This is a genomic window from Cupriavidus sp. 01L415, from assembly GCF_056400065.1.
This window is the reverse complement of the sequence record NZ_JBFTSP010000003.1, coordinates 296,062-314,425: the sequence shown is the minus strand read 5'-3', so window position 1 is coordinate 314,425 and position 18,364 is coordinate 296,062. Positions and strand designations below refer to the sequence as shown.

The 18,364-nt window shown below is 67.1% G+C and carries 17 protein-coding genes; 8 read left to right on the top strand and 9 right to left on the bottom strand.

Features of this window, described 5'->3' with window-relative positions:
• Positions 1-4 precede the first annotated feature (4 nt).
• From hpaI to AC1DOX_RS09130, 4 genes are read right to left on the bottom strand one after another with little or no spacing between them, the layout of a single operon-like run.
• Positions 5-823: a 4-hydroxy-2-oxoheptanedioate aldolase gene (gene hpaI, locus AC1DOX_RS09145; protein ID WP_441616404.1), complete on the bottom strand. Its 819-nt coding sequence runs from the start codon at positions 821-823 to the stop codon at positions 5-7.
• Between the two features lie 27 nt (positions 824-850).
• On the bottom strand, positions 851-2,326 hold the full coding sequence (locus AC1DOX_RS09140; RefSeq protein ID WP_441616406.1) for an NAD-dependent succinate-semialdehyde dehydrogenase: 1,476 nt from the start codon (positions 2,324-2,326) through the stop codon (positions 851-853).
• Positions 2,327-2,354: 28 nt separating this feature from the next.
• On the bottom strand, positions 2,355-3,878 hold the full coding sequence (locus AC1DOX_RS09135) for a UxaA family hydrolase (RefSeq protein ID WP_092137074.1): 1,524 nt from the start codon (positions 3,876-3,878) through the stop codon (positions 2,355-2,357).
• Between the two features lie 19 nt (positions 3,879-3,897).
• The gene (locus tag AC1DOX_RS09130) at positions 3,898-4,923 is read right to left on the bottom strand and encodes a tripartite tricarboxylate transporter substrate binding protein (protein ID WP_441616409.1); all 1,026 of its coding nucleotides are present in this window, start codon (positions 4,921-4,923) and stop codon (positions 3,898-3,900) included.
• Positions 4,924-5,060: 137 nt separating this feature from the next.
• Between AC1DOX_RS09130 and AC1DOX_RS09125 the strand changes: the two genes are divergently transcribed.
• Positions 5,061-6,032: a LysR substrate-binding domain-containing protein gene (locus AC1DOX_RS09125; RefSeq protein WP_441616411.1), complete on the top strand. Its 972-nt coding sequence runs from the start codon at positions 5,061-5,063 to the stop codon at positions 6,030-6,032.
• Positions 6,033-6,068: 36 nt separating this feature from the next.
• Positions 6,069-6,575 (top strand): GNAT family N-acetyltransferase, encoded by a 507-nt coding sequence (locus AC1DOX_RS09120; protein ID WP_441616413.1) that lies wholly within the window; start codon positions 6,069-6,071, stop codon positions 6,573-6,575.
• A 167-nt stretch (positions 6,576-6,742) separates the two neighbouring features.
• Here the strand turns inward: AC1DOX_RS09120 and AC1DOX_RS09115 are convergent, their stop codons facing one another.
• The 3 genes from AC1DOX_RS09115 to AC1DOX_RS09105 form a co-directional block, all read right to left on the bottom strand.
• Entirely contained in the window at positions 6,743-7,528 is a 786-nt protein-coding gene (locus AC1DOX_RS09115; protein ID WP_441616415.1) for an anti-sigma factor family protein, read from the bottom strand.
• Positions 7,528-8,067: a sigma-70 family RNA polymerase sigma factor gene (locus tag AC1DOX_RS09110; protein ID WP_441616417.1), complete on the bottom strand. Its 540-nt coding sequence runs from the start codon at positions 8,065-8,067 to the stop codon at positions 7,528-7,530. Before AC1DOX_RS09110 ends, AC1DOX_RS09115 begins: the two co-directional genes overlap by 1 nt.
• 189 nt (positions 8,068-8,256) lie before the next feature.
• Entirely contained in the window at positions 8,257-8,610 is a 354-nt protein-coding gene (locus tag AC1DOX_RS09105) for a DUF4148 domain-containing protein (protein WP_441616419.1), read from the bottom strand.
• A 342-nt stretch (positions 8,611-8,952) separates the two neighbouring features.
• Here AC1DOX_RS09105 and AC1DOX_RS09100 point away from each other — a divergent pair, with 342 nt between their 5' ends.
• Complete coding sequence (locus AC1DOX_RS09100) at positions 8,953-9,180, top strand: hypothetical protein (protein ID WP_441616421.1); 228 nt, start codon at positions 8,953-8,955, stop codon at positions 9,178-9,180.
• A 102-nt stretch (positions 9,181-9,282) separates the two neighbouring features.
• Positions 9,283-10,980 carry an adenylate/guanylate cyclase domain-containing protein gene (locus AC1DOX_RS09095; protein WP_441616422.1) on the top strand — a complete coding sequence of 566 codons (1,698 nt, stop codon included), beginning with the start codon at positions 9,283-9,285 and terminating at the stop codon, positions 10,978-10,980.
• Positions 10,981-11,270: 290 nt separating this feature from the next.
• On the opposite strand, the gene AC1DOX_RS09090 is transcribed toward AC1DOX_RS09095, so the two are convergent.
• Together AC1DOX_RS09090 and AC1DOX_RS09085 are read right to left on the bottom strand one after the other, a co-directional pair.
• A complete protein-coding gene (locus tag AC1DOX_RS09090; RefSeq protein WP_441616424.1) occupies positions 11,271-12,797 on the bottom strand; it encodes an amidase in 1,527 nt (508 codons plus the stop codon).
• Positions 12,798-12,815: 18 nt separating this feature from the next.
• Complete coding sequence (locus tag AC1DOX_RS09085) at positions 12,816-13,823, bottom strand: Bug family tripartite tricarboxylate transporter substrate binding protein (RefSeq protein WP_441616426.1); 1,008 nt, start codon at positions 13,821-13,823, stop codon at positions 12,816-12,818.
• A gap of 218 nt (positions 13,824-14,041) precedes the next feature.
• Between AC1DOX_RS09085 and AC1DOX_RS09080 the strand changes: the two genes are divergently transcribed.
• The 4 genes from AC1DOX_RS09080 to AC1DOX_RS09065 all read left to right on the top strand — a co-directional run bounded on the left by AC1DOX_RS09080 (position 14,042) and on the right by AC1DOX_RS09065 (position 18,287).
• Positions 14,042-14,965: a LysR family transcriptional regulator gene (locus AC1DOX_RS09080; RefSeq protein WP_477101255.1), complete on the top strand. Its 924-nt coding sequence runs from the start codon at positions 14,042-14,044 to the stop codon at positions 14,963-14,965.
• Positions 14,966-15,095: 130 nt separating this feature from the next.
• Positions 15,096-16,367, top strand: coding sequence for an NAD(P)/FAD-dependent oxidoreductase (locus AC1DOX_RS09075; RefSeq protein WP_441616430.1), 1,272 nt, complete (start codon positions 15,096-15,098; stop codon positions 16,365-16,367).
• A 250-nt stretch (positions 16,368-16,617) separates the two neighbouring features.
• Complete coding sequence (locus AC1DOX_RS09070) at positions 16,618-17,529, top strand: sensor histidine kinase (protein ID WP_255371188.1); 912 nt, start codon at positions 16,618-16,620, stop codon at positions 17,527-17,529.
• The gene (locus tag AC1DOX_RS09065; RefSeq protein WP_441616432.1) at positions 17,526-18,287 is read left to right on the top strand and encodes a LytR/AlgR family response regulator transcription factor; all 762 of its coding nucleotides are present in this window, start codon (positions 17,526-17,528) and stop codon (positions 18,285-18,287) included. The genes AC1DOX_RS09070 and AC1DOX_RS09065 overlap by 4 nt, the downstream gene beginning before the upstream one ends.
• Positions 18,288-18,364 lie beyond the last annotated feature (77 nt).

Here is an 18,364-nt window from a genome sequence, read left to right as displayed (position 1 = left end):
TGAATCAGTAGGCGGCGCCGGGACGCGATGATGCCGCGTCATTGGATGCATTGGCGCGATCGGGCAGGAATTCCGCGGCGAGCTTGCGCGCCGCGCCCGCGAACAGTAGCACGTCCACGCCGGTGGCAACGAAGGTGCAGCCGATCTCCAGATAGCGGCGGGCGAGCGTGGGGTCGGAGGTCAGCGTACCGGCCGCCTTGCCGCTGGCGATGATCGTGCGCATCGCCCGCTCGATCTCGGCCTGCACCTCGGGATGGCCCGGCTTGCCGCGATGGCCCATCGACGCCGCCAGGTCGGCCGGGCCGATGAACACGCCGTCCACGCCGTCCACGGCGCAGATGGCTTCCAGGTTCTGCATGGCCGTGACGGTCTCGGCCTGCACCAGCAGGCAGACTTCGTCGTCGGCGATATCGAGGTAGTCCGTGCGCGCGCTCCATTGCGACACGCGGCCCACCGCGCTGCCCACGCCGCGCACGCCGTGCGGCGGGTAACGCGTGGCGCGGACGAGGGACGCGGCTTGTTCGGCGGTGTCGACCATCGGCACCAGCAGCGTCTTCGCGCCGATATCGAGCAACTGCTTGATCAGCGCGGTTTCGCCGGCCACCGCGCGGACCACGGGTTGCGAGCGGTAGGGCGCGACGGCCTGCAGCGTCTGCAGGATGGTGCGCACGTCGTTGGGGGCGTGTTCGCCGTCGATCAGCAGCCAGTCGAAGCCGGCCGTCGCACTGACCTCGGCCAGGTAGGGCGTGGCGGCGGACATCCAGAGGCCGATCTGCGCCTGGCGCGCGGCCAGCGCGGTCTTGAACGGGTTGTTTGCGGGCATGCGTGGGGTCCGATGTATGGATTGCCGTCAGGCCAGCTGGCCCTGGCACAGGTATTTGGTGTGCATATAGTCATCCAGGCCGTGGCGCGATCCCTCGCGGCCATAGCCGGATTCCTTGACGCCGCCGAACGGAGCCGCCTCGGAAGCAATCGCCCCTTCGTTGATGCCGACGATGCCGGTCTCCAGCGCCTGCGCCACGCGCCAGATGCGACGCACGTCGTTGGAATAGAAGTACGCGGCCAGCCCGAACGGCGTGTCGTTGGCGTGGCGGATGACTTCATCCTCATGCCGGAAGCGGAAGACCGGTGCCACCGGGCCGAAGGTTTCCTCGTCGGCCAGGGCCATCGCGGGCGTCGCGTCGACCAGCACCGTGGGAGCGTAGTAGTGCGGGCCGTCGCTGGTCCGCACGCGCTCGCCGCCCGCGACGATGCGCGCGCCCTTGGCGACGGCATCCTGCACGTGGCGATCGATCTTTTCCACGGCGCGCGCATTGATCATCGGGCCGATCCGCGATGCGGGTTCGGTGGCCGGGCCCACGTGCAAGGCTTTGACGCGCGCGGCTAGCCGCTCGACGAAGGCGTCGTGCACGCCGTCTTGCACATAGACGCGATTGGGGCAGACGCAGGTCTGGCCGCCGTTGCGGAACTTCGAGGCCATCAGGCCCTCGACGGCCGCATCGAGGTCGGCATCGTCAAAGACGATGAACGGGGCGTTGCCACCCAGTTCGAGCGACAGTTTCTTGAGCGTGCCCGCCGATTCGCGCGCCAGGTGCTTGCCGACGGGCGTCGATCCGGTGAAGGTGATCTTGCGCACGCGCGGGTCCGCCAGCCACGCATCGACCACGGCCGGCGTATTGGTGCGCGATGCCGTGACAATATTGATCACGCCGGGCGGCAGGCCGGCCTCTTCGGCCAGATACACCAGCGCCAGCGCGGTCAGCGGCGTGTCCTCGGCCGGCTTGGCCACCACGGTGCAGCCTGCGGCAAGCGCGGGAGCGATCTTGCGAGCGATCATCGCCAGCGGGAAATTCCACGGTGTGATGGCAGCCACCACGCCCACGGCTTCCTTCAGCACGAACATCTTGCGGCCGGGCGCCGATTCGGCCACCACGTCGCCGCAGATACGTGTGGCTTCTTCCGCGAACCATTCCACGTACGACGCGCCGTAGCGCACCTCGCCCACGCTCTCGTGCATCGGCTTGCCCTGCTCGGCGGAGATGATGCGCGCCAGGTCGTCCTGGTGCGACAGGATCAGCGCGTGCCAGCGCTTGATGATCTGGGCGCGGTCGCGTGCGGTGCGGCGGCTCCAGTCCGGGAATGCGGTGGCCGCGGCGTCGGCGGCGCGGATGGCGTCGGTGGCGTCGCTGTCCGGCACGCGGGCAATCTCGTCGCCGGTAGCGGGGTCAAACACCGGCAGCGTCTGGCCGGGCCGGGCATCGCACCATTGCTGGCCGATGTAGTTCTGAGACCGCAACAGGTCCGGATGGGCAAGGGAAGCAAGCATGGTGCGAAGGCGAAGAATGAAAGGGGAGTCAGCTGACGATGCCGAGATGCCAGGGCACGAATTCGTGGTCGCCCAGGCCGAGCAATTCGCTCTTGGTCGCCTCGCCGGACGCGGCGCGCAGGATGTGGGCGAAGATCCGTTCCCCCATCTGCGCGACGCTCAGTTCGCCGTCGAGCACGAGGCCGCAGTTGATGTCCATGTCTTCCTCGAGCCGGCGGAACATGGGCGAATTCGACGCCAGCTTGATCGTCGGCGCGGGCTTGGAGCCGAACATCGACCCCCGGCCCGTGGTGAAGCAGATCAGGTTGGCGCCACTGGCGATCTGGCCGGTGGCGGCCACGGGGTCGTAGCCGGGGGAATCCATGAAGACGAAGCCCGCCTTGTCGATCGGCTCGGCATATTCGTACACGGCCTGCAGCGGCGTGGTGCCGCCTTTCATCGCGGAGCCGAGCGACTTCTCGAAGATATTGGCCAGGCCGCCCTGCTGGTTGCCGTGGCCGACCACGCCATTGAATTGCGCGTTCTGGCCGGCGGTATAGCGTTCCCACCAGGCCAGGCGGTCCAGCAGCTTCTGGCCGACCTCCGGCGTGATCGCGCGGCGCGTCAGCATGTATTCCACGCCGTGGATCTCGGGCGTCTCCGACAGGATCGCCGTGCCGCCATGCCGCACGAGGATGTCCATCGCGGCGCCGAGCGCCGGGTTGGCGGTGATGCCGGAAAAGCCATCCGATCCGCCGCACTCGAGCCCGATCTTCAGGTGGCTGGCGGGCACGGGCTGGCGCGTGGCCGTATTGGCCGCGGGCAGCATTTCCTCGATGGCGCGGATGCCGGCGGCGATGGTCTCGCGCGTGCCGCCGGTGTCCTGCATGACCAGCGTGCGCAGGTTCACGCCGGGCACCAGCCCTTGCGATTCCACCAGCGATGCCACCTGGTTGCGCTCGCAGCCCAGGCCGACGATCAGCACGCCGGCCAGGTTCGGGTGGCGCGCATAACCGGCCAGCGTGCGGCGCAGCAGGTCGAAATGCTCGCTCGGCGACGACATGCCGCAGCCGCTGCTTTGCGCAAAGGCGGCCACGCCATCGACATTGGGATACGCCGCCATCCGCTCCGGCGTGAAATGCGCCGCGATGTGCTTGATGACGGTGGCCGAGCAGTTCACCGACGACAGGATGCCGATGAAGTTGCGCGTGCCGACGCGGCCATCGGGCCGCACGAAGCCCATGAAGGTGGCGCGCTCGGCTTCGGGCACGTAGTCCACGGGGCGCACGTCGCGGCAGAACGCGGGGTCGCGGTAGAAATCGACCAGTTCCAGGTTGTGGCTGTGCACATGATCGCCAGCGGCGATATCGCGGTTGGCCACGCCGATCACGGTGTCGTACTTGCGGACCTGCTCGCCACGCGCAATGGCGCGGGCGGCGATCTTGTGGCCGGCCGGCACCTGCGCGCGCATGCGCACGCCGGGATCGGCCAGTTGCTGGCCCAGCGTCAGGTCGCTGCGGGCGATCAGCACGTTGTCGTTGGGGTGCAGCCGGATGACGGGGTTCGGGTTCACGATGCGAGGTGTGTTGCGGTCAGCTCTGCTGGAGCAGTTCCTTGAGCTTCAGGCGCTGGATCAGCTGGGTTTCCTGGTCATAGACGGTGGTGACGTACTTCTTGTACTCGGGGCCGTCGAGGTACATCACCGGAGCATCGATGCGCGCGGCCACCGCCTTGAACTCGGCGCTGGCCACGGCGGCGCGGAAGGCATCGCGCAGTGTCTTTTCCACGGCGGGCGGCAGGCCCTTGGGCGCGCCGATGCCGTTGGGCGCTTCGACCACCACGTTGTAGCCCAGCTCACGCAGCGTCGGCGTGTCCTTGAAGCGCGGCGTGCGTTGCTCGCCCCAGGTGGCCAGCAGGCGCAGCTTGCCGGCTTCCACATGCGGCGCCCAGGAGCTGGAATCGGCCAGCAGGTCCACCTGGCCGGCCAGCACGTCCTGCAATGCGGCGGCGCCGCCCTTGTAGGCGATGGCGTTGAACCGGATGTTGGCCGCCAGCGCGAATTGCTCCATGCCGACGTGCGTGGCGCCGCCGATGCCCGCGTGGGCGTAGGTGATGCGGCCCGGGCTGGCCTTGGCGGCCGCAATCACGTCTTCCAGCGTCTTGAAGCGCGAATTCGCCGGCACGGCGATGCCGAAGGTCTGGCCCGAGGTGCGGGCCAGGTAGGTCAGTTCGGTGCGCGGGTCCAGTTGCAGCATGCCGAGCTGCGAGAAGCGCGTGACCGAGATCGGGATCTGGCCGATCGTGTAGCCATCCGGATTGGCGCGCGCCAGGGCCTTGGTGCCGATCATGCCGGACGCGCCGGCGCGGTTTTCCACCACCACGGACTGCTTGAGGATGCCCGACGCCACCTGGCACAAGGCCCGCATCGACTGGTCGGCCGTGCCGCCCACGGGCCACGGGCAGATAAAGGTGATGGGACGTTCGGGATACACGGCGGCGGCCCGGACGGAGCGCGGCAGGATCAGGCCGGCAGTACCGGTGGCGGCTGCGGCGGTGGCTGCGGCACTGCCCAGTAGCAGTCGGCGGCGCGTGAGGTTGGTGGGGATGCCTTGCGTCATGATGTCTCCGGTCTTTTGTGTCGCGGAACTGGTGCTTTGCCATCCGCCATGCTCGCCATTGTGCGCAGGCGACCCATAACAATCCAATCAAAAAATGGCATTGCTTCATAACCTTAAGGTTAGATAGACTTTGCGCCATGGCCCATATTGATCGCGCGCTGCGCTCCAACATCAAGCTACGCCACTTGCAGTTGCTGGTGGCGCTGGACGAATTCCGCCACCTGGGGCGTACTGCCGAGTTCCTGTCCGTCAGCCAGCCGGCGGTGTCCAAGGTGCTGGCGGAGGTGGAGAAGATGTTCGGCATGACGCTGTTTTCGCGCTCCACGCGCGGCACGGAGCCAACGCCGGCCGGCGAGTCGCTGGTGCGTTTTGCGCGGTCCGTGCTGGCCCAGTTCGACATGACGCGCGACGAGATCGAGGCCGTGGCCAGCGGCGCGGCGGGCCGGGTGCGCGTGGGGTCGATGGGTGCGGCGCTGCCGGTGCTGCTGGCGCGGGCGGTCTCGCGGCTCAAGGCGCAGTCGACGCGCGCGACCGTGCTGATCGAGGAGGGCGACCTGACCCATCTGCTGCCGCGCCTGCGATTGAGCGAGCTGGATGTGATCATCGGCCGTCTTGAACCCGCGTACGCGGCGCCCGACCTGGTGACGGAGCCGCTCTACGAGGAGCCCATGGTGGCGATCGTCGCGGCGGATCATGCGCTTGCGCGCAAGACGCGTCCCACCTGGTCGGATCTCGCGGCGATGCCCTGCGTGCTGCCGCCGCCGTGGGCGTCGCTGCGGGTCAAGATCGAGCAGACGTTCTTCCGGGCCGGCCAGCATCCGCCCGCCGATGTGGTGGAATCGTCGTCGTACATGGCGGTGACCACATTCGTCGCGCAACGCCAGGCCGTGGGATTTGTCGCGCGGTCGGTGGGGCAGCAACTGGAAGCGGAAGGGCGCTTCAAGGTGTTGGCGATGGCGATCGAAGTGGAGCTGCCGCCCATCGGATTGATCACGTTGCGCGAACGGCGGCTGGCGCCGAGCGTGACGCAGCTCATCGGCTGCCTGCGCACGGAAGCGGAAGCCATCGCCGGCGCAACAGCGCGCCGTCAACCGAAGCGCCGGGCCTGAAGCACCGGGCCTGTCGCGCCAGATCTGAGGATACGCATGACCAACATCACCTTCCGCACCGCACAGTTCGCCGACCTGCCCGCGATTGTCCGCCTGCTCGCGGACGATCCGCTGGGCCGCCTGCGCGAGACCGTCAGCGATCCGGTGGACCCGCGCTACGTGGCGGCGTTTCGCGCCATCGAGGCCGATGCCAACCAGCGGCTGGTGGTCGCGGTGGAGCGCGCCACGGCGGACGATACACCGGACGCCGTGCAAGGCGAGCGGATCGTCGGCACGTTCCAGCTGTCGTTCCTGCCGGGCATTGCCAGGCACGGCGCCTGGCGCGGACAAATCGAGGCCGTGCGCATTGCCGCCAGCCATCGCAGCGGCGGCATCGGCCAGCAGATGTTCGAATGGGCGATTGCCGAATGCCGCGCGTGGGGCTGTCAGCTGGTCCAGCTCACGACCGACAAGGGCCGCCCCGACGCGCATCGCTTCTACGAAAAGCTCGGCTTCGTGGCCAGCCACGAAGGCTACAAGCTCACCCTGGACTCCAACCGCTGACACCGCCTGCGATGCGGCGTCCTTACCGTCGATGGCCGGTGGCGCCGTGACGATCGAGCGCAACGCGGGTTCGGCGGGGCGCAACGTGGCCAGGCCCGGCACCGGGCGCCGCAGCGCGGGCGACGCCGCGAACGCGCGCTCCATCGCATCGCACCGCGCTGCGGTGGCTAGGAAGCAGGATGCGCACGCAGGTCCGTGATGAAGCCGTTCAGTTCCGCTTCGCCGGCATTGGTGATCGCCCAGTAATTCATCCCTGCGGCACTCCAGTGGGCGAGGTGATAGCCCCGCTGCGCGTATAGGCGAGGCGCTGCGCCCGCGTCGTTGCCCGGCCATACATAAAGATTGATCGGATGCAGCTTGTAGTGATAGACCATCACGGCTACCGGCCGCCCGTTCAGGTAATCGAGTCGTCCACCGACCAGCGGATATCCTTGCTGCGCAAGATCGACCACAGGCGGCGCAAAGTCCAGCTTGCCCTCGAACCACGGCTTGACCGTGTGCCGGTCGGTTGAGATCACGTCGGAGAGGTGATTGACCTGCAACGAGCGAATATGGTTGTCCACGAGTTCCTGAGTCAGGCGCGTCTCGCTCGATGGCACCGCGAGGTACAGCCCCGCGCTCCAGGTCAACGCGACCAGACTCATCACCATCGCGCCAGCCGGCGCCCAGCTCAACGACCCACCACCGCCCCACCGACCAACTCGCTCGCTCAGCCGCTGCCAGAGCGGGCGGCGCCTCGGCAGCCCAGCCTTGACCCGTTTCACCAGTTCCTGCGGCGCTGCTACGCGCAAATCCGCCTGACGGAGCTGCGCACTCACCTGGCAGTGTTGTGCATAGACCTGCTGGCACTGCTCGCAGTCGGCAAGATGGCGCTCGAATTCGAGCGCTTCAGACAGGCTCAGCTCCTGGTCGAGATAGCCCGGCAACAGTTCAAACGCATGTTGGTGATCCATCACGACTCCTGATCCGCCGGGGCGAGCAGGGCCGCGAGTTGCTGGCGGCCGCGGCCCAGGCGCGACATCACCGTGCCTATCGGGATACCCACGATGGTGGCCATTTCCTTGTACGACAGGTCTTCCAGCTCCCGCAGCACGACAACCTCCCGGTATTCCAGCCGCAAGGCCTGTAACGCCTTGTGCACCCGCTTCTGGCTCTCACCACGAATGAGCATGGCTTCAGGACTGTCGTCATGCCCATCGGCACTCGTCTCAAGGCTATGCATCTCCTCCTCGAACATTGTGGTATTCGCTGCATGCCCCCGGTTTTGCTGGTACCAGGTGCAGAAAGTGTTGCGCACAATGCTCAATAGCCAGGCACGTGCATCCTCGCCGCGGAATCCGTCAAAAAAACGGAATGCGCGCAGGTACGCCTCCTGCACCACGTCCTGGGCATCCTGGTCGTTATGCGTCAACCATCGCGCGACATTGAAGGCGGAGTTCATATGAGGCAAGACGAGCGTTTCGAAGCGCCGCGCGGTGACTGGATCGGCCATTGTGAAGTTTCTGCTGTAACCGCAATCCGTTACCGACAGTGGATAACAACGAGACCGCCGGCATGCCATTTTTATTCCCGGAATCGTCACCCGCATGGGATCCCGCGTTGCTTCGGCATGGCAGGCGCCGATCGTGTGACCGGTGCGCCTCCCATGTTCATCGTCTTCGCGGGCACTCCACGTTGAAGATCAAAGGGAAGGCAGCACGGGCGTGGTCTGTGCGTTCCGGCTTTCACCGGTCTGTGCCGCCGGGCTTCCATCCACTAGCGCTTTTTTTTCCGCTCGATGTTTGGCTTCCAGCTTTTGTTCCGCTGCTTGAAGGTTGGCGGGGTAGTCACCATTGTCGCCAAGGGAGGGGTTGTAACCGACCGACTCCAACTCCTCGAGTTCATGCAGCACTTCTGCACGCGTGACTTGATGTGTGCCAGGTTCCAGCGAGGTTTGCGCGTATGTGCAAGCTGAAGTTGCCATCAACACAGCGCTCGCGATGAGCGAACCGCGTGTGGGCGGGACGAGAAGCCAGTTCAGCGAATTCGATTTCATGTCGACACTCCTTGGTTGTTCGAGCAAGTGATGCCCGCAGTCGACCTGACTCCGAAGCATGACGCTCTGCATGGATGAACCGCGGAACAGATCTTCTTATTCCCCGATGCGGTCGAAAAAATGCGTCCGTGACATCGGCAACAAGAGGACACGGGGACACGCCATGCGGCACAGGACTTTTCCCTGGCAGGCGGCCGGGTCGACAGCGAGAGCGAGAGCGGGAATAAATCTGGTGGCCGGGAAGTTCTACAGATGCACGACGCGGAAGCGAGTTGCGTGCCCAGGCGTAGCCTTCACTGGGATGCGCTTTGGAAGCTATCCCTACTGTATTTGGAGATCGTCATGAAAGTTCTGATTTCGGCCGCTGTCGCGGCATTGGCATCGTTCGCAGCCTTGGCCCATGCATCCAACCTTCCCTCCGATGTCGCCACCCCAGACAGCAGGACACACGCCAACGGGCCGCGCGATCCCTACACTGATGGCGCGAAGGCAGGCAAGTTTGATGTCTATTCGGACGGCGCAAGGGTCACGGATCGGCGCGATCCTTTCACCGACGGCGCGCACAGCTAAGACGCTGCCGGATCCGCGGGCGGGGCTCTGCCCAGCCCGTCCTGGCGGGTTGCTTCTTCGCAGTCAGCACATACCAGGCGTCGAGAGCGAGGAGAGTAGAGCATGGCACTCTTTCCCTATCTTCAAAGGTTGCGGCCTGCGGGGGTGCGATCGATCCGGCTGACCACCGGACTGGTGCTGTTCACCTACGTCGGCACGCACCTGCTGAATCACTCGCTCGGGAATATCTCGCTCGCCTGGCTGGAGCGCGATCTGCTTGTGCAGAAGTTCATTTGGCAGGGATGGCTCGGAACGGCCGTTCTGTACAGTGCGCTGGTGACGCATTTCTTCCTGGGTCTTTGGGCGCTGTACGAACGGCGCTCGTTGCACTGGACTCCGGGCGAGGTGGCGCAACTCGTCCTCGGCTTGTGCATACCGCCGCTGCTCGCCAACCATATTGCGAATACGCGGGTCGCTTTTGCTGAGTTCGGCCTGGACAAGGGTTACGCGCAGTTGCTGTACTCGTTCTGGATCGCTTCACCGTTCTTTGGCCGTGTTCAACTGACGCTGCTGGTGGTTGCCTGGCTGCACGGGTGCTACGGCATCTGGTTCTGGTGGCGATTGAAGCCATGGTTTGGGGCGTGGCGGAGCGTGCTACTGAGCGTCGCCGTGCTGCTCCCGGTGCTCGCGCTGCTAGGTTTCCTGCAGGGCGGACGGGAAGTGATCGCGCTCGCGCAGGATCCCGTCTGGCGCGCCGCGGCGACCCGGCCGACGATCATTGGCACAGATCAGCAGAATCTCTGGCTCGCCACGCTGCGCAACGACTTTTTGCTCTTCGATGGGGGTGCGCTGCTGCTGGTGCTCGCAGCGCGGTTGGTGCGCATGGTGCGGGAGCGCCGGGTCGGGCGGATCTGCGTTCTGTATCCAGACGGGCGAAAAGTGTTCGCGCCCCGCGGATTTTCGGTGCTCGAGGCCAGCCGCATGGCTGGCGTTCCCCACGCCAGCACCTGCGGTGGCCGCGCCCGATGTACGTTGTGCCGGGTGCGCGTGCTCAGCGATGTGCCGCTGCCCGCACCGGTCGAGGCGGAGAGGCGCGTTCTGGAGCGACTGCGCGCTGACTCGCAAACAGTGCGCCTTGCCTGCCAGTTACGGCCGACTCATGATCTCTCCGTATGGCCGTTGGTGCCGCCGGCAGCATCGGCGGCTTTCCTGCAACGGCGCCAACGGGACGTCATGCCGCAAGAGCGATTTGCGGCGTTCATGTTCGTGGATATGCGCGATTCCACAAAGTTTGCGGCGGCACAATTGCCGTTCGACAGCCTGTTCGTGGTCAGTCGCTTCCTGAATTCGGTCTGTGCCGCGGTAGTCCAGGCGGGCGGTTTGCCAAACCAGTTTCTGGGGGACGCAGTGCTCGCGATCTTTGGCCTGAGCAGCCCGCCGTCCGACGCTTGTCGTCAGGCGCTCAGCGCCGTGCCGCTGGTGGCCGCCAATATCGAGGCACTCAACGATGCGCTCAGGCAGCAGTTGAAAACGAAAATCCGGTTTGGCATCGGATTGCATTGCGGTCGGGCGGTCATGGGTGAGATTGGCTTTCGCGAGCACGTCACGTTTACGGCGATTGGTGATCCGTTGAACGTGGCCTCGAGACTTGAGCAGCTGACGAAGGAGATCGCTTGCGAGGCGATAGTTTCAGAAGAAGTCTTCCAGCATGCCGGCGTTTCAGCCGCAGGCCTGCCGCAGCTTGATGCACGCCTGCGAGGCCGCGCCGGCCCGGTGCCCGTCCGTGTACTGTCGAAGGCGGCGCTGATGCCCAAGGCCTGACTACGCCCTCCGCGCCACGGGGCTCGCTAAGGAGAAGCTAGCCTTCGTGGCCTGCCACGAAGGCTACAAGCTCACTCTGGACTTGGAGGCGCTATCAAAATGAAGCGATAGCGGTTCTGGCTAGGGCGGAGCAGGGGTTTAGGATCGCACGCGATCCGCCTGCGCAGCGGCATGCGCCTACCGGCGCATGCGCGCCCTGCAAGGGCGCGGCCGCAGACACCATACAAGTGGTACGGCAAGCGAATGTGGCTAACCCCGCAACGACGCCAGAATCATTTTTATAGTGCCTCTCAAACCGCTGACACCGCTTGCGATGCGGCGCCGGTGCCATCGATGCCCGGTGGCGCCGTGACGATCGAGCGCAACGCGGGTTCGGCGGGGCGCAATGCGGCCAGATCCGGTACCGGTCGCCGCAGCGCGGGCGACGCCGCGAACGCGCGCTCCATCGCATGGGCCACGCCGAGCGTTTCCCGGTCGGCACGGAACCGTCCCGTGACCTGCAGGCCGAACGGCATGCCCGCGTGGTCCGTGCCGCAAGGCAGAGAGATGGACGGATGCGTGGTCAGCGTGACGACATACGTCAGCGCCAGCCAGCGGTAGTAGTTCTCCTGCTGCTCGCCGTTGATGGTCTCCGCATACAGGTTCGTCCACGGGAACGGCGATACCGGCGTGGTGGGCGACAGGATCACGTCGTAGTCGCGGTAAGCCTGCTGGAACCGCTGCAGGATGCGGGTCTGCTCGGCCTGTGCCCAGGCACTGTCCACCAGCGACATCTTCGCGCCCATCTCGTAGTTGGCGCGCGTATTGGGCCCCAGGCTCGCCGGATCGCGCTGATAGGCGTCCTGCAGCCCGGCGACGAAGCTCTCGGCGCGCAGCACATCGAAGCAGCGGTGCACGTCGCCCAGCTCCACATCGATCTCGTCGCAGCGACGGAACATGGACTTCATGGCGGCGATCTTCGCGCGGAAGACGCGGCGGATGTCGTCATCCACGGCGCAGCAGCCGAAATCCTCGGTCCAGGCGACGCGCAGCGTCGACAGATCGACCGGCGCGGGGACGAGGAACGCGGCCGGATCGCTCTCGAAGCTCAGGGGGTCGGATACTGACATGCCGGCGGACGCGGCCAGCTGCAGGCAGGCATCGGCCACCGTGCGGCCCATCGGGCCAACCACGGAAATCGGCGTCCATCCCAGCAGCTTGCGTGAGCTGGGGACCAGCCCCGGTGAAGGCCGGAAGCCCACCACGCCGCATTTCGCGGCGGGGATGCGCAGCGATCCGCCCGTATCGGAACCCGTGCAGACCGGCAGGAAATCCGCGGCCAGCGCCGCGGCGGACCCGCCCGAAGAGCCGCCCGCATTGAGGTTGGGGTTGAACGGATTGCCGGTGGCGCCCCACACCGTGTTGCGGGAATTGGCGCCGGCGCCCATCTCTGGCACGTTGGTCTTGGCGGCGACGATCGCGCCAGCCGCCCGCAGGCGCGCGACCAGCACGTTGTCCTCGGCGGGTACGTTGTTGCGATAGAGCGGAGACCCGTACGTGGTCAGCAGGCCCGCCGTGGCCTCCAGGTCCTTCACCCCCAGCGGCAGCCCGTGCAGCAGGCCGAGCGGTTCGCCGCGCATGACGGCGCGCTCGGCCGCGCGGGCTTCCTCGCGCGCCCGGTCGAAACAGGTGGCGGTGATGGCGTTGATCGCCGGGTTATAGGCTTCGATGCGGGCGATGCAGGCTTCCAGCAGCGCCACGGGTGAGATTTCCTTGCTGCCAATCAGGCGCCGCAGTTCCACGGCGGAGGTCTGGGTCAGGCTGTCTTGCAAAGGCATGAAACGGTGTCTCCTGGATCAGTCCAGCTTGATGTTGGCGTTGCGCGCGATGGCGCGCATCTGCGGCGCTTCCTTCGCGATGGTGGCGGTCACCTGGGCGCCGTTGGCAAAGGCTGCATCGAAGCCCGCTTCGGCCAGCTTCTGGCGCATGGCCGGATCGGCCACGACCTCGGCCAGGGCCTTTTCCAATTTGGCCTTTACTTCAGGCGGCAGCCCCTTGGGCGCGACGATTGCCAGCCAGGTGCCGGCGTCCATGCCCGGATAGCCGGACTCCGCCACGGTAGGCACGTCCGGCAGCAAGGCGGACCGTTTTGCCGTGGTGACGGCGATCGCCTTGATCTTGCCGGACTTCAGCTGCGGGATGGCGGCCGTCACGGTGTCCACGCTGAATGGCACCTGTCCGCCGATAAGGTCGGTCATTGCCGGTGCGCTGCCCTTGTAAGGCACGTGCAGCAGCTTGGTGCCGGTCAGGGTTTGCAGCGCCTCGCCCGCGAAATGCGCGGTGGTGCCGGTGCCAAAGGACGCGTACGAATACTTGCCGGGTGCCGCCTTGGCCGCCGCCACGAATTCCTTGAGGTTGTTGACGGGCACGTCGCGGTTTGCCAGCAGGATCAGGCTGGTCGAGCCGATCTGGCCGATCGGCTCGAAGTTCTTCGCGGGGTCGTAAGGCAGATGCGGATAGACGGCGGGGTTTACCGTGAACGTGGTGCCCGAGGTGGCCAGCAGGGTGTAGCCGTCCGGGGCCGCCTTGGCGACGAAACTCGCGCCGACGATGGTGCCGGCGCCGGGCCGGTTGTCCACCACGACGGTCTGGCCGAGCCGCTCGCTCATCTTTTGCCCGACCAGGCGCCCGATCACATCGGTCGATCCGCCCGGCGGGAACGGAATCACCAGCTGGATCGGCTTGGTGGGATAGCCGCCCTGCGCGGCTGCCGGGGCACTTGCCCACCCGCATCCGATGGCGATGCAGCAGGCCAGGGTGGCAATCGGGGCGCGAAACGTGGCGCGGGGGGCTGGGACATGCATGAACGGGCTCCGGCAGTCGAGGGGTGCGACACGGTATCGACGGGTATCGGCGTGTCCTGATAACCATGCTATGCGCTGGGATGAATGCGTTGGGAGCAATCTTTAGAATATTGGATTGCCAGATCGGCAATCGGCGGTAGACTTGGCCTGCATGACGCCGCCCCCCGCGCACATGCGCCCCCGCGCTCACACACTTTCGCCCCGCCCCCGGAGTTCCCATGTCCTACCGTATCCTGCAGGAGACCGCCGTCCGCTACTTCCTGGAAGTCGTGCGCACCGGGTCCGTCAAAGACGCCGCGGTCAAGCTGAACGTGGCGCCGTCGGCGGTCAGCCGGCAGGTGGCCAGGCTGGAGGGCGAGCTCAACACACTGCTGTTCGACCGGCGCGCACGCGGGCTGGTCCCCAATGCGGCAGGCGAGCTGCTGGCGGCCTACGCCAAGCGCACGCAGCAGGACATCGAGCGCGTGACGGGCGAAATCCAGGCGCTGCGCGGCTTGCGTGCCGGGCGGGTCCGCGTGGCCAGTGTGGCGGGGCTGGCACATGAGTTCCTGCCGTCGCTGGCGGCCGGTTTCCGGGGCGCGCACGAGGGCATCCGCTTTGACCTGGACGTCTGCCCGCAAGGCGACATCGCGCGCCGCATCCGGGACGGGGACGCGGATATCGGCGTGACGCTCGCCGGGTTGCCGGAGCCGAACATCGAGGTGGAGCTGCGCCATCCCGCGCCGGTGCTCGCCATCATGGCGCCGGACCACCCGCTGGCCGGGCAGCGCCAGATTTCGCTGTCGCAGGTCACGGCCTATCCGCTGGCGCTGGCGCCGGCGGACAGTTCGCTGCGGCAGTTGCTGGATACCAGCTGCAGCCGGCAGGGCCTGCGCTACCAGACCGTGTTTTCGAGCAACTACCTGGACTCGCTGGTTTCCTTCGCGGCAGCGGGCGCCGGAGTCATCACGTTCTACGGCGAGCTGTCGGTGCGCAGCCGGCTGCTGGCCGGGACAATCGCGGCCATACCGCTGCGCGACCGGGAGATGAACGAGCGCTATATCGAGATCCAGACGCTCGCCAAGCGCAACCTGCCCGAGGCAGCCCGCGCGTTCGTCGAGCAACTGACGCACGCCATCACCAGCGTCAGCCGTCGCGCATGAGCATGATTGCCGTATTCGCAATCGTTGGTTCGATTCATTGCACGCCACGCATGTTTCGCCCGCTCGCTGCCCACGGCAGAATCGAAGCGTTTCCGTCTGACTCGCCGCCATCCAATCTCCGACCGACCGTATGAGCCACCCATCCGCTTCCCGCACCCACCCATCCACCGATGTCATCGTCCTCGGGGCCGGCATCGTCGGCGTCAGCACCGCGCTGGCGCTGCAGCAGCGCGGCCATGCGGTGTGCCTGGTGGATCGGCAGGCACCCGGGTGCGAGACCTCGTACGGCAATGCCGGCATCATCCAGCGCGAAGCCGTGCAGCCCTATGCGTTCCCGCGCGCCTGGCAGGCGATCCTGCGCGTGGTGGCGCGGCAAGGCAACGATGTCCACTATCACCTGCGTGCGCTGCCGGCCCTGGCGCCGGCGCTGGCGCGCTACTGGCACGCGTCCGCGCCCGGGCGGTATGCCGACACGGTGACCGCCTACAGTGCGCTGATCCGCCATTGCATTGCCGAGCACGAGCGGCTGATCGTGATGGCCGGGGCGCAGGACCTCGTGCGCAAGACGGGCTGGCTGGAGGCGTATCGGGGCGGCGCGGCCTTCGAGCGCGCGGGGCGGGGCGCGACCGCGGTGGCCAGCGACCATGAACTCGACTGCGTGCTGCTCGACAGTGCGGGCCTGGCAGCCGCGGAGCCCGCGCTGCGCGGCGGGCTGGCCGGTGCGATCCACTGGCGCGATCCCTGGACGGTGACGCATCCGGGCGAGCTGGTGCGCCGCTATGCCGCGCTGTTCGAGAAGGCGGGCGGCACGCTCTGCCGTGGCGATGCCACCACGCTGCAGGCGTCGGGCGCCGGCTGGCGTGTGTCGACCGCCGACGGCCCCGTCGATGCCGCACAGGCCGTGATCGCGCTCGGGCCGTGGGCGCCGGCGCTAACCCGTCCGCTGGGCTACCGGCTGCCACTGTTCGTCAAGCGCGGCTACCACCGGCACTATGCGGCCGAGGCGATGCCGACGATGCCGTTGCTCGATGCGGAGAACGGGGTCCTGCTGGCGCCCATGCAGCAGGGCCTGCGCCTGACCACGGGGGCCGAGTTCGCGCATCACGATGCGCCGCCGACGCCGGTCCAGTCCGTCCGCGCGGAACGGCTGGCGGCGGAACTCGTCCGCCTCGGGGCGCCGGTCGAGCCCACGCCCTGGATGGGCGCGCGCCCCTGCGTGGCCGACATGCGGCCGGTGGTGGGGCGGGCGCCGCGCCATGCCAACCTGTGGTTCCACTTCGGCCACGGCCACCAGGGCCTCACGCTTGGCCCGGCGACGGCACGGCTGCTGGGCGAGTTGTTCGACGGCGAGGCCCCTTACGTCGACCCGACGCCGTACGACCCGCGCCGCTTCGGAAGCTGAAAGGGCTGAGGGGGCAGAGAGCGCTGAGGGGCGGGGTGCATCCGCGGCGCCGGCATGCCACTGGCGCCGGGCGGCTGTCGATCCGGCGCAGGGTTGCCCCCGCGCGCGGGGCCCGGTGGTAATCTCGCAGCGTCTCCAGCCCCGATCGCACCCTGTGCCCCGCTTCCGTTCCTCCTCCCGTTCCTCTTATTCGCAGGACTCGCAGGATTCACACGATTCGCGGGACTCCCGGCATGCCCCGGACGCCCGCTTGTGGCGGACCGCCGCCGACCAGCGCGCCTACGACGATGCGCGCCGCCGCGTGCGCGCGCTGCGCGGCTTCTACATGCACGCCATGCTCTATGTGGCGGTCAATGCCATCCTGATCACCATCAACCTGCTGACGTCGCCGCACCGTCCGTGGTCCAGCGCGCCGCTGGCCGGCTGGGGCGTGGGGCTGGCCGCCCACGGCATCCTGGTCTGGAGCCGCGTCGGCCTGCTGGGGCGCCGCTGGGAGGAACGCAAGATCGCGGAGTACATGGCGCGCGACCAGGTGCGCACGCTGTCCACGGAAAAGCAGCTCGTGGAAGCGCAGATGCGCCTGCTGCAGGCCCAGATCGAACCGCACTTCCTGTTCAACACGCTGGCCAACGTGGTCAGCCTGATCGAGCCGGCGCCGCGCAAGGCCACGCTGATGCTGGAGCACTTCATCGCCTACCTGCGCGCCACGCTGGCAGCCAGCCGCGCCACGCAGGGCACCGTCGCGCAGGAGGCCACGCTGCTGCGCGACTACCTGGCGCTGATCGAGATCCGCATGGGCGACCGGCTCCGCTACACGATCGAGGTCGATCCGACGCTGAACGATGCCCCGCTGGCGCCGATGCTGCTGCAGCCGGTGGTGGAGAATGCCATCAAGCACGGGCTGGAGCCGAAGGTCGAAGGCGGCCGGCTGATGGTGAAGCTGGAGCATCGCGGCCCGCGCATGCTGGTCACGATCGAAGACGACGGCATGGGCTTCCGGCCCACGGCCGGTGCCGGGGTCGGCCTGTCCAACCTGCGTGACCGGCTGGCCGTGCTGTACGACGGCGATGCCCATGTGCGGATCGAGGAGCGATCGCCAGGCACCGCCGTGCTCATCGAAATTCCCCTGCCACGATCATTCCGCCCCGGAGCCCCGGCATGACGCCCACCGCCCTGATCGCCGACGACGAAGAACATCTGCGCGCGCACTTGCGGACCAAGCTGGCGCGCCTGTGGCCCGAGTTGCGGATCGTCGCCGAGGTCGCGAATGGCCTGGAAGCCGCCGAAGCCATCGCCCGGCAGGCACCCGACGTCGCGTTTCTCGACATCAAGATGCCCGGGCTATCCGGGCTGGAAGTGGCGCAGGGCATCGAGGCCGATACCCGCGTGGTGTTCGTCACGGCCTATGACCAGTACGCGCTGGATGCCTTCGAACGCGAGGCGGTGGACTATCTGGTGAAGCCCGTGAACGACGAGCGGCTGGCCCGGTCGGTGGAGCGGCTGCGCAAGGCCATGCAGGAATCAGCGCCGCCGCCGGAGCTGGCGCGCCTGTTGAGCCAGCTGACGCGTGGCCAGGCCAGGCCGGAGGGCGCGACGCCTCTGCGCTGGGTGCGCGCAAGCCGTGGCAACACCACGAGCCATGTGCCGATCCAGGACGTGCTGTATTTCCAGAGCGACGACAAGTACGTGGTCGTCCATACCCGCGACGGGGAGCATCTGATCCGCACGCCGCTGGCGGAGCTGGTCGACGGACTGGACCCGGAGATTTTCTGGCAGGTCCACCGCTCGACCATCGTCAACATGGAATACGTGGCGGGCACGCGGCGCGACGACACCGGCCGCCTGTTCGTGCGGCTGCGGGACAGCGAGACCGAACTTCCGGTGTCGCGGGCGTACGTGCACAGATTCCGCCAGATGTAGCCTTTGGAGGCTGTTTCAGAATGAAGCGAAGCGGTCCTGGCTAGACGCGCGGCCGCAGACAGTACAAGTACGGCCAG

Excerpts from the sequence above, each read along its gene's own strand:
- hpaI (WP_441616404.1), bottom strand. The coding sequence starts at position 823 with ATGCCCGCAAACAACCCGTTCAAGACCGCGCTGGCCGCGCGCCAGGCG.
- AC1DOX_RS09140 (WP_441616406.1), bottom strand. The coding sequence starts at position 2,326 with ATGCTTGCTTCCCTTGCCCATCCGGACCTGTTGCGGTCTCAGAACTAC.
- AC1DOX_RS09130 (WP_441616409.1), bottom strand. The coding sequence starts at position 4,923 with ATGACGCAAGGCATCCCCACCAACCTCACGCGCCGCCGACTGCTACTG.
- AC1DOX_RS09125 (WP_441616411.1), top strand. The coding sequence starts at position 5,061 with ATGGCCCATATTGATCGCGCGCTGCGCTCCAACATCAAGCTACGCCAC.
- AC1DOX_RS09120 (WP_441616413.1), top strand. The coding sequence starts at position 6,069 with ATGACCAACATCACCTTCCGCACCGCACAGTTCGCCGACCTGCCCGCG.
- AC1DOX_RS09115 (WP_441616415.1), bottom strand. The coding sequence starts at position 7,528 with ATGGATCACCAACATGCGTTTGAACTGTTGCCGGGCTATCTCGACCAG.
- AC1DOX_RS09110 (WP_441616417.1), bottom strand. The coding sequence starts at position 8,067 with ATGGCCGATCCAGTCACCGCGCGGCGCTTCGAAACGCTCGTCTTGCCT.
- AC1DOX_RS09105 (WP_441616419.1), bottom strand. The coding sequence starts at position 8,610 with ATGAAATCGAATTCGCTGAACTGGCTTCTCGTCCCGCCCACACGCGGT.
- AC1DOX_RS09100 (WP_441616421.1), top strand. The coding sequence starts at position 8,953 with ATGAAAGTTCTGATTTCGGCCGCTGTCGCGGCATTGGCATCGTTCGCA.
- AC1DOX_RS09095 (WP_441616422.1), top strand. The coding sequence starts at position 9,283 with ATGGCACTCTTTCCCTATCTTCAAAGGTTGCGGCCTGCGGGGGTGCGA.
- AC1DOX_RS09090 (WP_441616424.1), bottom strand. The coding sequence starts at position 12,797 with ATGCCTTTGCAAGACAGCCTGACCCAGACCTCCGCCGTGGAACTGCGG.
- AC1DOX_RS09085 (WP_441616426.1), bottom strand. The coding sequence starts at position 13,823 with ATGCATGTCCCAGCCCCCCGCGCCACGTTTCGCGCCCCGATTGCCACC.
- AC1DOX_RS09080 (WP_477101255.1), top strand. The coding sequence starts at position 14,042 with ATGTCCTACCGTATCCTGCAGGAGACCGCCGTCCGCTACTTCCTGGAA.
- AC1DOX_RS09075 (WP_441616430.1), top strand. The coding sequence starts at position 15,096 with ATGAGCCACCCATCCGCTTCCCGCACCCACCCATCCACCGATGTCATC.
- AC1DOX_RS09065 (WP_441616432.1), top strand. The coding sequence starts at position 17,526 with ATGACGCCCACCGCCCTGATCGCCGACGACGAAGAACATCTGCGCGCG.